Source organism: Acaryochloris sp. CCMEE 5410 (assembly GCF_000238775.2).
Classification (GTDB): Bacteria; Cyanobacteriota; Cyanobacteriia; order Thermosynechococcales; family Thermosynechococcaceae; genus Acaryochloris.
Map to the genome: position 1 here is coordinate 2,660,623 of NZ_AFEJ02000001.1, position 16,513 is coordinate 2,677,135.

Annotated in this window: 16 protein-coding genes; 12 read left to right on the plus strand and 4 right to left on the minus strand. The window is 49.3% G+C overall.

Features of this window, described 5'->3' with window-relative positions; genetic code table 11:
• Positions 1–50 precede the first annotated feature (50 nt).
• Positions 51–1,211 (minus strand): phosphoserine transaminase, encoded by a 1,161-nt coding sequence (locus ON05_RS12165; protein WP_010467647.1) that lies wholly within the window; start codon positions 1,209–1,211, stop codon positions 51–53.
• 201 nt (positions 1,212–1,412) lie between these two features.
• Between ON05_RS12165 and ON05_RS12170 the strand changes: the two genes are divergently transcribed.
• The 12 genes from ON05_RS12170 (at position 1,413) to ON05_RS12225 (ending at position 13,203) form a co-directional block, all read left to right on the plus strand.
• On the plus strand, positions 1,413–1,631 hold the full coding sequence (locus ON05_RS12170) for a DUF3288 family protein (RefSeq protein WP_262561658.1): 219 nt from the start codon (positions 1,413–1,415) through the stop codon (positions 1,629–1,631).
• Positions 1,632–1,702: 71 nt separating this feature from the next.
• Positions 1,703–2,206 (plus strand): phosphohistidine phosphatase SixA, encoded by a 504-nt coding sequence (gene sixA, locus ON05_RS12175; protein ID WP_010467645.1) that lies wholly within the window; start codon positions 1,703–1,705, stop codon positions 2,204–2,206.
• 86 nt (positions 2,207–2,292) lie between these two features.
• The gene (locus ON05_RS12180) at positions 2,293–3,429 is read left to right on the plus strand and encodes a citrate synthase (RefSeq protein WP_010467644.1); all 1,137 of its coding nucleotides are present in this window, start codon (positions 2,293–2,295) and stop codon (positions 3,427–3,429) included.
• 155 nt (positions 3,430–3,584) lie between these two features.
• Complete coding sequence (gene nuoH, locus ON05_RS12185; RefSeq protein ID WP_010467643.1) at positions 3,585–4,703, plus strand: NADH-quinone oxidoreductase subunit NuoH; 1,119 nt, start codon at positions 3,585–3,587, stop codon at positions 4,701–4,703.
• A gap of 71 nt (positions 4,704–4,774) precedes the next feature.
• Positions 4,775–5,377, plus strand: coding sequence for an NAD(P)H-quinone oxidoreductase subunit I (ndhI, locus tag ON05_RS12190; RefSeq protein ID WP_010467641.1), 603 nt, complete (start codon positions 4,775–4,777; stop codon positions 5,375–5,377).
• Positions 5,378–5,380: 3 nt separating this feature from the next.
• Positions 5,381–5,977 (plus strand): NADH-quinone oxidoreductase subunit J, encoded by a 597-nt coding sequence (locus tag ON05_RS12195; RefSeq protein WP_010467639.1) that lies wholly within the window; start codon positions 5,381–5,383, stop codon positions 5,975–5,977.
• A gap of 44 nt (positions 5,978–6,021) precedes the next feature.
• Positions 6,022–6,327 (plus strand): NADH-quinone oxidoreductase subunit NuoK, encoded by a 306-nt coding sequence (gene nuoK, locus ON05_RS12200; RefSeq protein ID WP_010467637.1) that lies wholly within the window; start codon positions 6,022–6,024, stop codon positions 6,325–6,327.
• An 82-nt stretch (positions 6,328–6,409) separates the two neighbouring features.
• On the plus strand, positions 6,410–6,973 hold the full coding sequence (locus ON05_RS12205; RefSeq protein WP_010467636.1) for a rhomboid family intramembrane serine protease: 564 nt from the start codon (positions 6,410–6,412) through the stop codon (positions 6,971–6,973).
• Between the two features lie 61 nt (positions 6,974–7,034).
• Positions 7,035–10,055 (plus strand): excinuclease ABC subunit UvrA, encoded by a 3,021-nt coding sequence (gene uvrA, locus ON05_RS12210; protein ID WP_010467635.1) that lies wholly within the window; start codon positions 7,035–7,037, stop codon positions 10,053–10,055.
• 236 nt (positions 10,056–10,291) lie between these two features.
• Positions 10,292–11,248, plus strand: coding sequence for a WD40 repeat domain-containing protein (locus ON05_RS12215; protein WP_010467634.1), 957 nt, complete (start codon positions 10,292–10,294; stop codon positions 11,246–11,248).
• The gene (locus ON05_RS12220; protein ID WP_010467633.1) at positions 11,249–11,779 is read left to right on the plus strand and encodes a DUF4365 domain-containing protein; all 531 of its coding nucleotides are present in this window, start codon (positions 11,249–11,251) and stop codon (positions 11,777–11,779) included.
• 224 nt (positions 11,780–12,003) lie between these two features.
• Positions 12,004–13,203, plus strand: a complete 1,200-nt coding sequence (locus ON05_RS12225) for an NAD(P)/FAD-dependent oxidoreductase (protein ID WP_010467632.1) — start codon at positions 12,004–12,006, stop codon at positions 13,201–13,203.
• Between the two features lie 145 nt (positions 13,204–13,348).
• Here ON05_RS12225 and psbA (ON05_RS12230) read toward each other — a convergent pair whose 3' ends face one another.
• The 3 genes from psbA (ON05_RS12230) to ON05_RS12240 all read right to left on the minus strand — a co-directional run bounded on the left by psbA (ON05_RS12230) (position 13,349) and on the right by ON05_RS12240 (position 16,381).
• Positions 13,349–14,431, minus strand: coding sequence for a photosystem II q(b) protein (gene psbA / locus ON05_RS12230; RefSeq protein WP_010482631.1), 1,083 nt, complete (start codon positions 14,429–14,431; stop codon positions 13,349–13,351).
• 375 nt (positions 14,432–14,806) lie between these two features.
• Positions 14,807–15,889 carry a photosystem II q(b) protein gene (psbA, locus tag ON05_RS12235; RefSeq protein ID WP_010482631.1) on the minus strand — a complete coding sequence of 361 codons (1,083 nt, stop codon included), beginning with the start codon at positions 15,887–15,889 and terminating at the stop codon, positions 14,807–14,809.
• A gap of 141 nt (positions 15,890–16,030) precedes the next feature.
• Complete coding sequence (locus ON05_RS12240) at positions 16,031–16,381, minus strand: histidine triad nucleotide-binding protein (RefSeq protein ID WP_010471990.1); 351 nt, start codon at positions 16,379–16,381, stop codon at positions 16,031–16,033.
• Positions 16,382–16,513: the final 132 nt, after the last annotated feature.

Sequence of the window (16,513 nt, forward strand, 5' to 3'; positions counted from 1 at the left end):
CATCTCCGAATTTGTATAGATGTAGAAAATGAGTAGATAGCCGCGCCAGATTAACCGTGACTAGCCTTCATCTGTTCGTAAGCCCAATCTAACCAAGGCGTCAAGGCTTCCAAATCTGCCGTATCGACTGTGGCTCCGCCCCAAATTCTCAGTCCTGGGGGCGCATCCCGATAAGACCCGATATCATAAGCAACCCCCTCCTTATCTAGCAAGGTCGCTAATTGCTTAGCTCCTTTGGCCTGATCTTCGGCAGAGAGAGCCGTATACCAAGGATCCACGATTTTAAGACAGATAGACGTATTGGAGCGGGTGGTCGGATCTACGGCAAGGAAATCCACCCAATCTGTGCGGTCAACCCAGTTAGTGATTGCGGTCAGGTTTGCTTGCGATCTCGCGATCAATGCTGAGACTCCACCCAGGCTCTCCGCCCATTTCAGCCCATCCAAAGCATCTTCCACACAGAGCATAGAAGGAGTGTTGATGGTTGAACCAGTGAAAATCGCTGCATTCAGCTTGCCTTTTTTCGTTAACTGAAAAATCTTAGGGAGTGGCCACGCGGGGCTATAGGACTCTAATCGCTCGACTGCCCGAGGGCTCAAAACCAACATGCCGTGGGCCGCTTCTCCGCCCATTACCTTTTGCCAGGACCAGGTCACCACATCCAGCTTGGTCCAGGGAATATCCATGGCAAAGGTGGCAGAAGTAGCATCCGCAATCGTGAGGCCCTGACGATTGTCTGCAATCCAGTCACCGTTGGGGACTTTGACCCCGGAGGTCGTACCGTTCCAAGTGAATACAATGTCGCGATCGCAATCCAGTTGCGACAAATCCGGCAAATGACCATATTCGGCTTTGGTAATCCGGCAATCCGGCAGTTTCAATTGCTTTTGTACATCCGTTACCCAGCCAGAGCCGAAGCTTTCCCAAGCCACCATCTCTACACCGCGAACCCCGAGAAGCGACCACATGGCAATTTCTACCGCACCCGTATCGGAGGCGGGGACAATGCCACAGACATAGTCTTCAGGAATGCCGAGGATAGATTTCGTCCGATCAATCACCTCTTTCAGGCGGGCCTTCCCTGGACCAGACCGATGGGAGCGGCCCACCAACGCATTATTCAGGGCTTCCAGACTCCAACCAGGGCGCTTGGAGCAAGGGCCTGAAGAAAAGTAGGGACGTTGGGGGCGTTGGCTAGGTTGGGACGTCATATCAAATTCCACGTTGGGGGTAGGACTATCGAAATGCAGCAGAACTTGAGTCGCTTGCCACAGGGGTTGCTAGAAGTAAATTAGTCTAAGCTGCTTCATCCGGGATCCAGCGTTCCGAATTATTTTTTTAAGATCCGGGAAGGCCCCACTAGGGCACTGGTAAACTTAAATCCTTCATTGGTCATATTCGGTTGATATCCTATGCCACCAGAGAATAGTCTTAAGGATCAACGTCATCCGCAACAAGATCGCGATCGCAACACTCTGAATCGCCTGCTACGGGAAGAGCCTAATGCGCTAAATTGGGCTGAGCTGGCCCGACTCCGCATTCGCTATGCCGGATTTCCAGGGAGTCGAGACATCCAAAAGGATCTGGATAAATTACTCGAAAATGGGATGTCACCGAAGACCAACTTTTGAGAAGACCCGCGAAATCCACGCCACTCAGAAAATTTACACCGTACGGACGAATAAAAAGAAGACTGGACCTAATGGCACAGCCCCTGAAGCTCTATCTCATTCGTCATGGAATTGCCGAAGAGCGACAGCCCCATCTCCCCGATCCGCAGCGGGCCTTAACCGCTAAAGGTCGACAGAAAACCCAGAAAGTGGCCCAGCGTTTGCAGGAGCTGGGCCTCCAGTTTGATGACTTGCAGACCAGTTCCCTAGTACGCGCCTATCAGACTGCCGAGATTCTTCAACACCAAGGGCTAGTCACGACTATCCATATCTCTGATTTATTACGTCCCGACGGCAACTGGCAAGAGTGGCTCCAATGGTTACAGAACTGGCGAAACCAAGGTTTGACTCGTTTAGCCTTGGTCGGACATGAACCGAATTTGAGCACATGGGCGGAGATTTTAGTCTGGGGGCAACCCCGTCGGCAACTGGTTTTGAAGAAGGCTGGTATGATTGGACTACTCCTGCCTGAGCACCACAACCCTGTAGGGCAAAGCACCCTGTTTTGGTTGACTGCTCCAAAATTGCTGTTTTAGAACCCATACCCTCCTTCGCTCTGCCCAGCTCCCCCTCAGTGCTTCCAGGCGGTCGGCGATCTATCCACCTTCATTTGAGAGACACTATGGTCGCTTGTGAATTTCAACCCGGTTTAGAAGGGATTCCTGCTGCTCAATCCCAGGTCAGCTTTGTGAATGGCCAAATCGGTCAGTTGGAGTATCGCGGTGTTCCCATTGAAGCCCTCGCAGACAACAGCAGCTTCCTGGAAACGGCCTATCTATTGATTTGGGGGGAATTTCCCAAATCAGATGATCTAGACGCCTTCCAAGAAGAAATCACCCACCATCGCCGCATCAAATATCGCATCCGGGACATGATGAAGTGTTTTCCCGAAAGCGGTCACCCGATGGATGCCCTCCAGGCGTCAGCCGCAGCTTTAGGCCTGTTCTATTCTCGCCGGGCTTTAGATGATCCCACTTATATTCGTCGGGCCGTGGTGCGATTACTGGCAAAAATCCCAACGATGGTGGCAGCCTTTGAGCATATTCGCAAAGGCAATGACCCGGTACGACCTCGGGATGATTTGAGCTATGCCGCCAACTTCCTCTACATGATGAATGAGCAGGAGCCGGATCCCTTTTTAGCCCAAATCTTTGACACCTGCTTGATCCTGCATGCCGAGCATACAATGAATGCCTCAACCTTCTCGGCTCGGGTCACCGCCTCCACCCTCACCGATCCCTATGCCATTGTGGCTTCAGCCGTGGGCACCTTAGCCGGGCCTTTACATGGTGGAGCCAACGAGGAAGTGATCACCATGCTGGCAGAGATCGGCTCAGTGGAGAATGTCCAGCCTTTCTTAGAAGAGAAGCTCACCACCAAATCTAAAATTATGGGATTTGGGCATCGAGTTTATAAAGTGAAGGATCCCAGAGCAAAGATCTTACAGAAATTAGCCGAACAATTGTTTGACAAAACCGGCGGCGATCCCTCCTATGAAATTGCCCTAGCGTTGGAAAAAGCAGTGGCCGAAAAACTGGGGAGTAAAGGGATTTATCCCAATGTTGATTTTTACTCCGGGCTGGTTTACCAAAAACTGGGAATTCCCACAGATTTATTTACCCCTATCTTTGCGATCGCAAGAGTGGCTGGCTGGTTAGCCCACTGGCGAGAACAGTTGGAAACGAACCGAATTTATCGCCCCAGCCAGGTTTATATCGGCGACCATAGTCTTGCTTATATCCCGCCAGAGAGCCGTTAGAACAGACATAGACTAGAATCAATCCTTTCCTTCAACCCTTAGGGAAATGGATGTCGGAGCATGAAGTTATTCTCCTAGAAACTCGCCTAGGCGTATATACTGGTTTAGGCATCAAGAAACTTTACAAATCATAAATTCAGTAAGAATGGGCGGCAATGAACCCAGGTATTGATCTTGAACAACGCTTTGTTGAAACTTTAATGGAATTGGGGTTAACCCCCGGTGTCGCCAAAACCATTTGGCTTCCGATCCCCATGTTGTTGATGATTATCGGCGCAACGGTGGGAGTCCTGGTTTCGGTTTGGCTAGAACGAAAAATTTCAGCGGCGGCTCAGCAACGGATTGGCCCCGAATATATCGGACCGCTGGGCATCCTAGCGCCAGTGGCAGACGGCATCAAACTCGTCTTTAAAGAAGACATTGTGCCAGCCAATACCGACCCCTGGCTTTTTACGTTAGGTCCCATCCTGGTCGTCATCCCTGTCTTTTTCTCCTATTTGATTGTCCCGTTTGGTCAGAACATTCTGATTACAGACCTAGGGATTGGCATCTTTTTCTGGATTGCCTTATCTAGCATTGCGCCAATCGGTCTGCTAATGGCGGGATATTCCTCCAATAACAAATACTCTTTGCTGGGTGGACTCCGAGCTGCAGCCCAATCCATCAGCTATGAAATCCCACTGGCCTTAGCAGTCTTGGCTGTGGTGATGATGTCCAACAGCCTCAGCACCATTGACATTGTTAACCAGCAATCAGGCTATGGCATCCTCGGCTGGAACGTTATTCGCCAGCCCATTGGGTTTATGTTGTTCTGGATTGCGGCCTTGGCGGAATGTGAGCGTCTCCCTTTTGACTTACCCGAAGCGGAAGAAGAATTGGTCGCCGGTTACCAAACCGAATATGCAGGCATGAAGTTTGCTCTGTTCTATTTGGGGTCCTACGTCAACCTCGTACTGTCCTCAATTTTGGTAGCGGTCCTCTACTTTGGCGGTTGGGACCTTCCTATTCCAGCAACCATGATTGCGGACTGGATTAATGTCGATCCCAACAATGCCATTTTTGAGTTAGTGACGGCTGGCCTAGGCTTGGTAATGACCCTGCTGAAAGCCTATTTCTTCCTGTTCCTAGCTATTTTGTTGCGCTGGACCGTTCCTCGCGTCCGTATTGACCAGCTTTTAGATTTTGGTTGGAAATTTTTACTGCCTGTGGGATTGGTGAATCTCCTTCTAACCGCCGGTCTGAAATTAGCGTTTCCTTTTGCCTTTGGTGGATAGGCACAAGGTAAATTTTCTAAACTTAAAACTAACGCCAGCCTTCATCTGCCGACATCTGAGAGTGAACATCCATGCTCAAGTTTCTGAATCAAGTCACCAGTTACGGAAAAGAATCTTTCCAAGCAGCTCGTTACATTGGCCAAGGTCTAGCCGTGACCTTCGACCATATGAAACGCCGTCCGATTACGGTGCAGTATCCCTATGAAAAGCTGATTCCTTCCGAGCGATTTCGCGGTCGCATTCACTTTGAATTTGACAAGTGCATTTCTTGCGAAGTCTGTGTTCGAGTATGCCCGATTAATCTGCCCGTAGTGGATTGGGAATTCAATAAGGAGATCAAGAAGAAGCAGCTCAAGCACTACAGTATTGACTTTGGGGTCTGTATTTTCTGTGCCAACTGTGTGGAATACTGTCCCACAAACTGTCTCTCGGTCACCGAAGAGTATGAGCTATCGACCTTCGATCGCCATGAGCTGAACTTCGATAACGTAGCGATGGGACGTTTACCCTACAAAGTGACGCAAGATCCAATGGTCACCCCCATTCGCGAGTTTGCTTACTTACCAGAATCAGAAATGGATGGTCATAACGTGGACCATATGGCACCCAGAGCTGGGCAAACCCCCGCCGAGATTGTAGCCAGCACACCGCAACCCGAAACCAAGGAGGGCTAATCAGTGAATCTTGCAGAAGGGGTTCAGCTCGTCTCCCTCATTCTCTTGTCTGTCATGATGCTTGGAGCTGCTTTGGGAGTGGTTCTTTTTGAAAGCATTGTTTACTCAGCGTTTACCCTAGGTGCAGTCTTTATAAGCATTGCGGGTCTCTACATTTTGCTGAATGCAGACTTCGTATCGGCGGCCCAAATCCTGATCTATGTGGGTGCGGTAAACGTCCTAATTCTGTTTGCGATCATGTTGGTCAATAAAACAGAAGACTTTAAACCCTTACCCAGACGCTGGATTCGCAAAGTTTCTACCGCTTTTGTGTCCTTGGCCCTGTTTACCCTGCTGGCAACCATGGTCCTGCAAACCAACTGGCCGGTGGATATGGCCCTCACACCTCCTGCTTCCTCTGTAGAAACTATTGGCATCCATTTCTTCACAGATTATTTGTTGCCCTTTGAATTGGCTTCTATTCTTTTGCTGATGGCCTTGGTCGGTGCAGTCGTCTTAGCCCGCCGGGAAACCATTATTGGTGAAGAAACCGCCATTGTGGGAGAAGAGCCAGCGCCAGTACTAGAATTACCAGAGCGCCCCAAAGAGCCTGTTGCTTAGCGCTGAATCCGTTTTTAAGTCTTGGAGAATTTTAGAGAATCCCTATGAACCTTGAGTTCTTTTTACTCTTAGCGGCTGCCCTATTTTGTATTGGCATCTATGGTCTAGTGACCAGCCGTAACGCAGTCCGGGTATTGATGTCGGTAGAGCTACTGCTGAATGCCGTTAATTTGAATTTAGTGTCCTTCTCCAACTTTTTGGATGGCCAAAGTATTAATGGTCAGGTATTTACCGTATTTGTCATTACCATTGCGGCCGCCGAAGCGGCAGTTGGTTTGGCGATTATCCTCTCCATCTACCGCAACCGTGACACAGTCGATATGGAGCAGTTCAATTTGCTGAAGTGGTAGCAGGCCGTCTTATCTTGGAGACAAGAGTGGCGATCTCACTGCTAGGCTGATTATGCTTGAGATGTAGCGCATCGCAACCTGCATGAGAGATCAGCTCAAAACCCAACTTCAAATTTTAGGACTCTGTGCAATCGCACTTTGGAGCATCCAACTGATCAATTGGATGACGGGTGATTCACTGATTCAGTTTGGTATTCAACCCCGTAGCCTTGTTGGCCTACGGGGTATTCTATTTGCGCCTTTTCTACACGGCAACTTCAGACATCTAATCGCGAATACAGCTCCTTTCTTGGTCTTGGGCGGATTGGTGATGGTACGGCGGATTATGGACTTTTTCTCCGTCAGTTTGATTGTGATGGTGGTGGGTGGTCTAGGCACCTGGCTGATTGGCGGCAGTAATACCCTTCATATTGGGGCCAGTGGCTTGGTCTTCGGTTACCTCGGCTATCTTCTATTTCGGGGATACTTTGAGCGCAGTTGGCCTGCCATTACCCTGTCGGTGTTTGTGTCGATTGTCTATGGCAGTATGCTGTTTGGCTTGTTGCCAACTATGCCTCATATTTCCTGGGAAGGCCACCTGTTTGGTTTTATTGGGGGCGGACTGGCGGCCAAATGGCTAACCGCAAAACCCAAATCAGCAGCCTAATTGCCCCAAGAAGCCTACAAATAAGCGGTAGAATTATTAAGTAATTTTTCAAAATGTTACTATGCCCCGCCGCGCTAATGCTCCCAAACAAGAGAAGAAAGCAGCGGCCAGTCGTTCCTCTCCCAATGGTCGGGTCAAGAAAACGAAGATTCCCGCCGACCATCGGATTCGAATTCGGGGAGCCCGTCAGCATAACCTCAAAAATATTGATTTAGACCTCCCCCGCGATCAGCTGATCGTCTTTACGGGCGTGTCGGGGTCAGGAAAATCTTCCCTGGCCTTTGACACCATCTTTGCGGAAGGGCAACGACGCTATGTGGAATCCCTCAGTGCCTATGCCCGCCAGTTCTTAGGCCAGGTTGATAAACCTGATGTGGATGCCATTGAGGGTCTGAGTCCCGCCATTTCCATCGATCAAAAATCCACCTCCCACAACCCTCGATCCACAGTGGGTACGGTCACCGAGATCTACGATTATCTGCGCCTACTGTACGGACGGGCAGGAGAACCACACTGTCCCCATTGCGATCGTGCCATTACGCCCCAAACCATTGACCAGATGGTTGATCAGGTGATGGACCTGCCGGAGAAAGCGCGGTTCCAGATTCTGGCCCCCGTGGTTCGCGGCAAAAAAGGCACCCATAAAAAGTTGCTGTCTAGTCTGGCTTCGGAAGGATTTGTCCGGGTGCGGGTGAATGGTGACGTGCGAGAACTGAGCGATGCCATTAATCTGGATAAAAACTTCAAGCATGACATTGAAGTGGTGGTGGATCGGCTAGTGATGAAGCCGGGGATTGAGGAACGACTCGCGGATTCCCTCTCCACTGGACTGCAACGGGCTGAAGGCATCGTGATGGTAGAGATCCTGCCTGCCCCCTCCGATAAGGTGGTGCCCATTACCCAGGCCAAGTCGCTGAAAGTTGCCGAGGCAGAAGGCAGCTACGGTGACGAAACCCAACCCAAACTCTCTGTCTTCTCCGAGAACTTTGCCTGTCCCGAGCATGGGGCAGTGATGGAAGAACTCTCCCCTCGTTTATTTTCCTTTAACTCTCCCTATGGGGCCTGCCCAGAATGTCATGGCTTGGGGAGCCTTAAGGTCTTTTCCGAAGATTTAATTGTCCCGGACCCCAATTTGCCCGTCTATGCCGCCATTGCTCCCTGGTCGGAGAAAGACAATACCTATTACTTCTCGCTGCTCTACAGCGTGGGGCAGGCGTTTGGGTTTGAGCTACAAACAAGCTGGGCCGATCTAACGGACGAGCAATGCCATATTGTTTTACATGGCACCAAAGAACCCATCTATATGGAAGTGGATTCTCGCTATCGGGAATCGAAGGGCTATCACAAACGCTATGAGGGCGTGATTCCGCTGCTGGATCGGCATTATCGGGAAACCACCTCCGAGCAGTATCGGCAAAAGCTAGAAAAATATCTGATTCAGCAGCCCTGTGAAGTATGTGGGGGGCGGCGACTGAAGCCAGAAGCCTTATCAGTGCGGATGGGCCAATTCTGCTTGCCCGATCTGACCAGCGCTTCTATTCGCGACTGCTTGGAACGGATTAATGCCATGACCTTGAGTGCTCGCCAGGCCAAAATTGGGGAGCTGGTACTCAAAGAAATTAAGGCCCGATTGCAGTTTTTACTGGACGTGGGGTTGGACTATCTGACCCTAGATCGAACCGCCATGACCCTATCGGGAGGAGAGGCCCAGCGAATTCGTCTGGCGACTCAAATTGGTGCGGGTCTAACGGGGGTTCTCTACGTTCTGGACGAGCCTAGTATTGGCCTACATCAGCGGGACAATCACCGGTTGCTACAAACCCTAACCAAGCTGCGGGACCTTGGCAACACTTTGATTGTGGTTGAGCACGACGAGGATACAATTCGAGCGGCAGACCACCTAGTGGACATTGGCCCTGCCGCAGGGGTGCATGGCGGCGATATTGTTGTGCAGGGGGGCTTAGAAGAACTGCTGGATAACGATGAATCCTTGACGGGGGCTTATCTGTCTGGGAAACGAGTGATTCCTACCCCGCCTGAACGCCGAGCTGGGAATGGCCGAGCACTGCGCCTCCATAATGCCTATCGCAACAACCTCCAAAGCCTGGATGTGGAAATTCCCTTGGGTAAGCTGGTCTGTATTACCGGGGTCTCGGGGTCGGGGAAATCGACCTTGATGAATGAGCTGCTGTATCCGGCGTTGCAGCATCACTTGGGCTTTAAGGTGCCGTTCCCAATTGAGTTAGATCGGGTGGCGGGCCTAAAAAGTTTGGATAAAGCCATCGTCATTGACCAATCCCCTATTGGCCGCACGCCTCGTTCTAACCCCGCCACCTATACGGGGGTGTTTGACGTGATTCGGAGTGTGTTTTCGGAAACGGTGGAAGCCAAGGCCCGTGGCTATAAACCCGGTCGCTTTTCCTTCAACGTTAAGGGCGGGCGCTGTGAAGCCTGCGGTGGGCAAGGCGTGAATGTAATTGAGATGAATTTCCTGCCGGATGTCTATGTGCAGTGCGAGGTGTGTAAGGGGGCACGGTATAACCGGGAAACACTACAGGTGAAGTACAAGGGTAAGTCGATTGCGGATGTGCTGGCGATGACGGCGGAGGAAGCCCTGAAGTTTTGTGAGAATATCCCTAAGGCAGCGAATAAGCTGCAAACGATGGTGGATGTGGGGCTAGGCTATGTACGGCTGGGACAAACGGCTCCAACGCTGTCGGGTGGGGAAGCGCAGCGGTTGAAGTTGGCGACGGAGTTGTCTCGACGGGCAACGGGGAAGACGCTATATCTGATTGATGAACCGACGACGGGGTTGTCTTTTTATGATGTTCACAAGCTGCTGGATGTGTTGCAGCGGCTAGTGGATAAGGGCAATTCAGTATTGGTGATTGAGCATAATTTGGATGTGATTCGCTGCTCGGATTGGGTGATTGATCTGGGGCCGGATGGTGGTGATCGAGGCGGTGAGTTGGTGGCAACGGGTACGCCAGAGACGGTTGCGAATGTCGCTGAGTCTTATACAGGCCAATATCTCAAGCAAGTACTAGCTTTGCACCCTCCAACTATTGCTGCTGACACTTAAATCCGACAATTCTAGTTTTAGAATATACTTGCGAGTTTTCGCAAAAGTCGAGGGAGGGTGAGGTTTTTCCCGATTGTCGATGCTATATGTGTCAATTGGGACAGTGGGAGAGCAGTAAAGCGATACCTTTCAGTTCAAAGCTTCACTGAATCAAGTCCACTGATATATGCCATACAAACTGGATGATACACCTCTTCAAAAGTCACTAGCCCAGTTTAGTCATCAGTGATGGACATATGCAGGCTAGCCTTGATATTTATAATCAACCGAACAGATTTAAAACTAACGAAGACACTCGGATTCTGGACTCAAAAAATCTCAAGCAAGGTGTAATTGAGTTGAAGGGTCATTCAGGCTATGTCAATGGTATGGTCTTCAACTCCGACAATCGTCAAGTCCTTTCATGCTCTTCAGATAAAACGTTACGGCTGTGGGATATCGGCAGTGGAAAAAATCTTAGAGTGATGAAGGATCACACAGACACCGTATTGAGTGTGGCTTTTAGTAACGACGGTCGCCAAGCACTCTCAGGATCATCTGACAGAACAGTAAGGCTGTGGGATATTGAAAGCGGAAAAAATCTTAGAGTGATGACGGGGCATGCTGACATCATCTGGAGCGTGGCCTTCAGTGCTGACGGTCGCCTGGCTCTCTCAGGTGCTGAAGACCGAACAGTAAGGTTATGGGATGTAGAAAGTGGACAACTCCTACGTTTGATGAAGGGCCATACTGGCACTGTACTGAGCGTAACCTTCACTATCGATGGCCGATTTGCACTCTCAGGTTCTGATGACAGGACAGTGCGGGTATGGGACTTAGAAAGCGGACGCACCCTACGAGTAATGGAAGGCCATGATTCCTCCATATGGACCGTGGCCTTTAGCGCTGATGGCCGATTTGCACTCTCAGGTTCTGATGACAGAACAGTGCGAGTATGGGACTTAGAAAGCGGACGCACCCTACGTGTGATGGGAGGCCACACTGAATTTGTCATGAGCGTAGCATTCAGTGCTGACGGTCGCCTGGCTCTCTCAGGTGCTGAAGACTGTACGATGCGGCTTTGGGATGTGGAAAGCGGACAGTCCTTGCGAGTGATGAAGGGCCACACTGCCTCAATCAATAGCGTAGCCTTCAGCTCAGACGGTCACCGTTGTTATGCATCTGCAATCAATGGTGTTCTACGTTGGTGGTAGGTGTCTTATAAGACACCACAAATAGCCAACAATCAGATCAAACGGCTGCATTACACTTTGGAAGCAGAAGACCAAGATGCACTGGATAACGAAAGTAAAGATCGTGCTCTGGTTGGTGATGTCATCTCAATTGTTGCTTTAGCTGGCCAAATCTCCCGTGAATTCACTGTCAGTGACCACGGCCTTGACATGGAGATTGAATTTAAGAATGATTATGGCGAAGCAACGGGTAAACGCCTTTACTTACAGCTCAAATCAGGTGACTCTTATCTGTCAGAAAGAAAACAAGATGGAGTGGAAATCTTTAAAATTCCCAAGCAGCGGCATGTTGAATACTGGATGAATCAAGCATATCCAGTCATGCTAGTTATTCGCACTTCCGAAGGCGAAATTCGCTGGATGGAGATTAGGGAGTATCTGAAACGGAAAACCCTCAATGGCACAAAACAGATTCGACAAATCGAATTTATTGGTGAGCGCTTCAACGTTACAAGCGTTAGATGTTGGCGGGAGAAGACTCTTCATTCCTAATCTAACCTGAGTTCGGGATAAAGAAATACGAGAAATCCTTTTCAGGTATACGGTTCAGAAAATCAACCGTTGAACTAAACCATCTCTTATTGATAATCAGTCCGCTTTATTAAGAATAATCCCTATATCGGAGCTTATTCGCAGATGTCTAAGCCAAGCGAAAATCATAAAAGGCGCAAAATCAATAGTTTCAGAGATTGCTTATCCCGAACTCAGGTTAATCTATGCAACTAGAGCAGTCCCCACATACGTATCTCAAAAAAGTTGGCATCATCGGTGCAGGCCCCGCAGGACTAGCCGCAGCAATCGCCCTCAGAAAACAAGGCATAGAAGTCCACATCTATGAACGCGCCAAAGCCTTTCGACCCATTGGTGCTGGCGTAACCCTATCCCCCAACGGAGTCAGAAGCCTAGCCGCCATTGATGCCGATATTGTTCAACAACTCAAACAACAAGGTTCAAAACTTAATCGCTTCAGAATCAGAACCGCTAGAGGATGGCCCCTTCTTAACCGACCTGTCAAAGATGACGATTACGATCAGCCCTTTCTAGCCGTGCGCTGGTTTAGCCTCCAGGAAATATTGAGGACCAAACTCCCTTCAGAAACCCTTCACCTCAATCACCAACTCATTCACTTTGACCAGAGCCAACAAAGCGTAAATCTGTCCTTTAAAAATGGCGAAACGGCAACCGTTGACCTACTCATTGGCGCAGACGGCATCCGCTCCATCGTCCGCAAACAACTCTTTGACCTAGAAGACCCAGCTTATGGCGGCTGGATGACCTGGCGTGGCGTCCAAAAATATCAGCATCCCTTGCTTCCCCCTCACCACACCACCATTTTTGCCAAGCGAGGCAAAAGCTTAATCCTCCTAGATAACGGCCAAGGCTATATCTCATGGGCATTAGAGATGGCCATACCTCATGGCCATCGCTCCCCACATCCCGAAGCAGCCAAAACCCAAGTCCTGCAGGAACTCTCCAAATGGCATTCTGCCCTACAAGAACTGGTGAACCTCACAGATGCAGTCACCATCGTTGAAAGACCCGTATGCGAACCTATGATCTTGCCCCAATGGAGCAACGGCAGAGTCACCCTAGTCGGGGATGCCGCCCATCCAATGGCACCTTTCTTAGGACAAGGCACCAACACCACCTTTGAAGACGTGTGGGCCTTATCCACCTGTTTATCTCAACAGGACAATCTAGCAAACGCTCTGAAAAACTACGAAAACAGCCGTATTGAACGCGCCCATACCATTCAATATCGGACGATGTATTCCGCTGCTCAAATGCGTAAACCTTTTCTACGACCTCGATGGTTCAAAACATCCTTAGGAAAAGTACCAGACCAGGCCAAAGTCAACGAAAAGGTATTTTCAGATTGGCTCTACCAGTATGAGCTAACCACTAAATCCACTTAACTCGCCTCCGTCAGGCCAATAAAAGACTGAAGTCCATACGCCTCTACACAAAAATAAAGCGCCCCCGAAGGAGCGCTTTATTCAAATTAGGTTCTCAGTTTAACTGAGGTTCAACCTTTAATTCAGAACTGAATCAGTTCAAGAATTAACCGTTGATGACAGGAGCAGTAAGCGCAACAGGAGCAGACTCACCAGCAGCCAAGTCTAAGGGGAAGTTATGAGCGTTACGCTCGTGCATAACTTCGAAACCCAAGTTGGCGCGGTTTAATACGTCAGCCCATGTGTTCACAACGTTACCTTGTGAATCAACGATGGAGTGGTTGAAGTTGAAACCATTCAAGTTGAAGGCCATGGTGCTGATGCCCATTGCAGTCAACCAGATGCAGACAACGGGCCAGGCACCCAAGAAGAAGTGCAAGGAACGGCTGTTGCTGAAAGATGCATATTGGAAGATCAAACGACCGAAGTAGCCGTGGGCTGCAACGATGTTGTAGGTCTCTTCCTCTTGGCCGAACTTGTAACCGTAGTTGGCGGACTCACCTTCGGTGGTCTCACGAACTAGGGTGGAGCTAACCAAGGAACCGTGCATGGCGGCGAATAAGGAACCACCCAATACACCAGCTACTCCAAACATGTGGAAGGGGTGCATCAAGATGTTGTGCTCAGCTTGGAACACGAACATGAAGTTGAAGGTTCCGCTGATGCCTAGAGGCATTCCGTCGGAGAAGCTGCCCTGACCTAGAGGATAGATCAAGAAGACAGAGTAGGTAGCGGCCAAAGGTGCTGAGTAGGCTACGCAAATCCAAGGACGCATCCCTAGACGGTAGCTGTACTCCCACTGACGACCGAGGTAGCAAATACAACCAATCATGTAATGGAAGATGATTAGCTGGTAAGGGCCACCGTTGTACAACCACTCGTCAAGAGAAGCTGCTTCCCAGATGGGATACAGGTGTAGGCCAATGGCGTTGGAGGAAGGAACAACTGCACCAGTGATGATGTTGTTGCCATATAAAAGTGAACCAGCAACGGGCTCACGGATTCCATCGATGTCGACGGGAGGGGCGCCGATGAAGGCGATTACGAAACAGGTGACAGCGGTGAGAAGTGTAGGAATCATCAATACGCCGAACCAACCGATGTATAAACGGTTGTTGGTGCTGGTGATGAAGCTACAGAATCTTTCCCATGCGCTGGCGCTTTCGCGTCTTTGCAAGACTGTTGTCATGGTTATGATTGCTGTTAAATGATATGTAGGTATGAATAGAGGAGGTTCCCTAAGAAAAGCCTTAGTTAACTCCTTCTCGTTTATCTTAACCGACTTGTTTACATTTGTAAACTTTTTAAAGCTTTTTTCATATTGAGGCCATTGAGCTAGTCAAACCTATCTACTGCTAACGATCAAGGCATGAGCTTTGAGGTTATTGAAGATCGATCTCTAGGAATTGATAGTCAGAGATGGCCAGCCCTAAAGAGAAAGCTCCTTCTGGCAATCTGATCAAAAGGAGCTTCTATATAGTTCTAATAAATAAAGGCTGGCCTCAATAACTAAGACCAGCCTTTATTTATTAGGTTTTAATTCAGAACTGAATCAGTTCAAGAATTAACCGTTGATGACAGGAGCAGTAAGCGCAACAGGAGCAGACTCACCAGCAGCCAAGTCTAAGGGGAAGTTATGAGCGTTACGCTCGTGCATAACTTCGAAACCCAAGTTGGCGCGGTTTAATACGTCAGCCCATGTGTTCACAACGTTACCTTGTGAATCAACGATGGAGTGGTTGAAGTTGAAACCATTCAAGTTGAAGGCCATGGTGCTGATGCCCATTGCAGTCAACCAGATGCAGACAACGGGCCAGGCACCCAAGAAGAAGTGCAAGGAACGGCTGTTGCTGAAAGATGCATATTGGAAGATCAAACGACCGAAGTAGCCGTGGGCTGCAACGATGTTGTAGGTCTCTTCCTCTTGGCCGAACTTGTAACCGTAGTTGGCGGACTCACCTTCGGTGGTCTCACGAACTAGGGTGGAGCTAACCAAGGAACCGTGCATGGCGGCGAATAAGGAACCACCCAATACACCAGCTACTCCAAACATGTGGAAGGGGTGCATCAAGATGTTGTGCTCAGCTTGGAACACGAACATGAAGTTGAAGGTTCCGCTGATGCCTAGAGGCATTCCGTCGGAGAAGCTGCCCTGACCTAGAGGATAGATCAAGAAGACAGAGTAGGTAGCGGCCAAAGGTGCTGAGTAGGCTACGCAAATCCAAGGACGCATCCCTAGACGGTAGCTGTACTCCCACTGACGACCGAGGTAGCAAATACAACCAATCATGTAATGGAAGATGATTAGCTGGTAAGGGCCACCGTTGTACAACCACTCGTCAAGAGAAGCTGCTTCCCAGATGGGATATAGGTGTAGGCCAATGGCGTTGGAGGAAGGAACAACTGCACCAGTGATGATGTTGTTGCCATATAAAAGTGAACCAGCAACGGGCTCACGGATTCCATCGATGTCGACGGGAGGGGCGCCGATGAAGGCGATTACGAAACAGGTGACAGCGGTGAGAAGTGTAGGAATCATCAATACACCGAACCAACCGATGTATAAACGGTTGTTGGTGCTGGTGATGAAGCTACAAAATCTTTCCCATGCGCTGGCGCTTTCGCGTCTTTGCAAGACTGTTGTCATGGTTATGATTGCTGAAGTATGAATTTGTATTAAACAGAAGTAATTAGATAAATCTAAGTTAACTTCTGCACTCGATTGTAACTACCCTATTTAAAAATGTAAACTTTTTAAGCATTTCTTAGGATTGCAACACAATCGCAGCTATCCCGGTGGCCAGCTCAAAGAGCGCCCCCCTAACAGATGCAAGTGCAAATGATCAACGGTTTGACCACCATCTTCACCATTGTTGATCACTACACGAAACCCCTGTTTCAGCTTTTCTTGGACTGCAACTTGTTGCACCACTTTTAAAAGATGGCCCAGTAAAGTCTCATCCTGCTGTTCCGATTCTGATAGACGGGGGATGGGCTTTTTAGGAATCACCAGAATATGGATCGGGGCTTGAGGACTGACGTCTCGGAATGCGATCGCAAGCTCGTCTTCATACACGATATCTGCGGGAATTTCGCGACGGATAATTTTGCTAAAAATCGTTTCAGGCGCTTGACTCATAAAGAAACTAATCCATTCAAATGAAAGGAATTTGAATTCATCCTACGGGAGGTCAGCCTAGGAATTCAAATCTTTAGTCCTAGAGAATAATCCAGCCCAAAATCGGCCCTAAGAGAAAGCTAGTAGAACCAT

What these genes read in the sequence shown, in the direction of transcription:
- nuoH (WP_010467643.1), top strand. Translation starts at nt 3,585, where the DNA reads ATGAACCCAGGTATTGATCTTGAACAACGCTTTGTTGAAACTTTAATG.
- uvrA (WP_010467635.1), top strand. Translation starts at nt 7,035, where the DNA reads ATGCCCCGCCGCGCTAATGCTCCCAAACAAGAGAAGAAAGCAGCGGCC.
- nuoK (WP_010467637.1), top strand. Translation starts at nt 6,022, where the DNA reads ATGAACCTTGAGTTCTTTTTACTCTTAGCGGCTGCCCTATTTTGTATT.
- psbA (WP_010482631.1), bottom strand. Translation starts at nt 15,889, where the DNA reads ATGACAACAGTCTTGCAAAGACGCGAAAGCGCCAGCGCATGGGAAAGA.
- psbA (WP_010482631.1), bottom strand. Translation starts at nt 14,431, where the DNA reads ATGACAACAGTCTTGCAAAGACGCGAAAGCGCCAGCGCATGGGAAAGA.
- ndhI (WP_010467641.1), top strand. Translation starts at nt 4,775, where the DNA reads ATGCTCAAGTTTCTGAATCAAGTCACCAGTTACGGAAAAGAATCTTTC.
- sixA (WP_010467645.1), top strand. Translation starts at nt 1,703, where the DNA reads ATGGCACAGCCCCTGAAGCTCTATCTCATTCGTCATGGAATTGCCGAA.
- ON05_RS12170 (WP_262561658.1), top strand. Translation starts at nt 1,413, where the DNA reads ATGCCACCAGAGAATAGTCTTAAGGATCAACGTCATCCGCAACAAGAT.
- ON05_RS12205 (WP_010467636.1), top strand. Translation starts at nt 6,410, where the DNA reads ATGAGAGATCAGCTCAAAACCCAACTTCAAATTTTAGGACTCTGTGCA.
- ON05_RS12165 (WP_010467647.1), bottom strand. Translation starts at nt 1,211, where the DNA reads ATGACGTCCCAACCTAGCCAACGCCCCCAACGTCCCTACTTTTCTTCA.
- ON05_RS12215 (WP_010467634.1), top strand. Translation starts at nt 10,292, where the DNA reads ATGCAGGCTAGCCTTGATATTTATAATCAACCGAACAGATTTAAAACT.
- ON05_RS12180 (WP_010467644.1), top strand. Translation starts at nt 2,293, where the DNA reads ATGGTCGCTTGTGAATTTCAACCCGGTTTAGAAGGGATTCCTGCTGCT.
- ON05_RS12240 (WP_010471990.1), bottom strand. Translation starts at nt 16,381, where the DNA reads ATGAGTCAAGCGCCTGAAACGATTTTTAGCAAAATTATCCGTCGCGAA.
- ON05_RS12225 (WP_010467632.1), top strand. Translation starts at nt 12,004, where the DNA reads ATGCAACTAGAGCAGTCCCCACATACGTATCTCAAAAAAGTTGGCATC.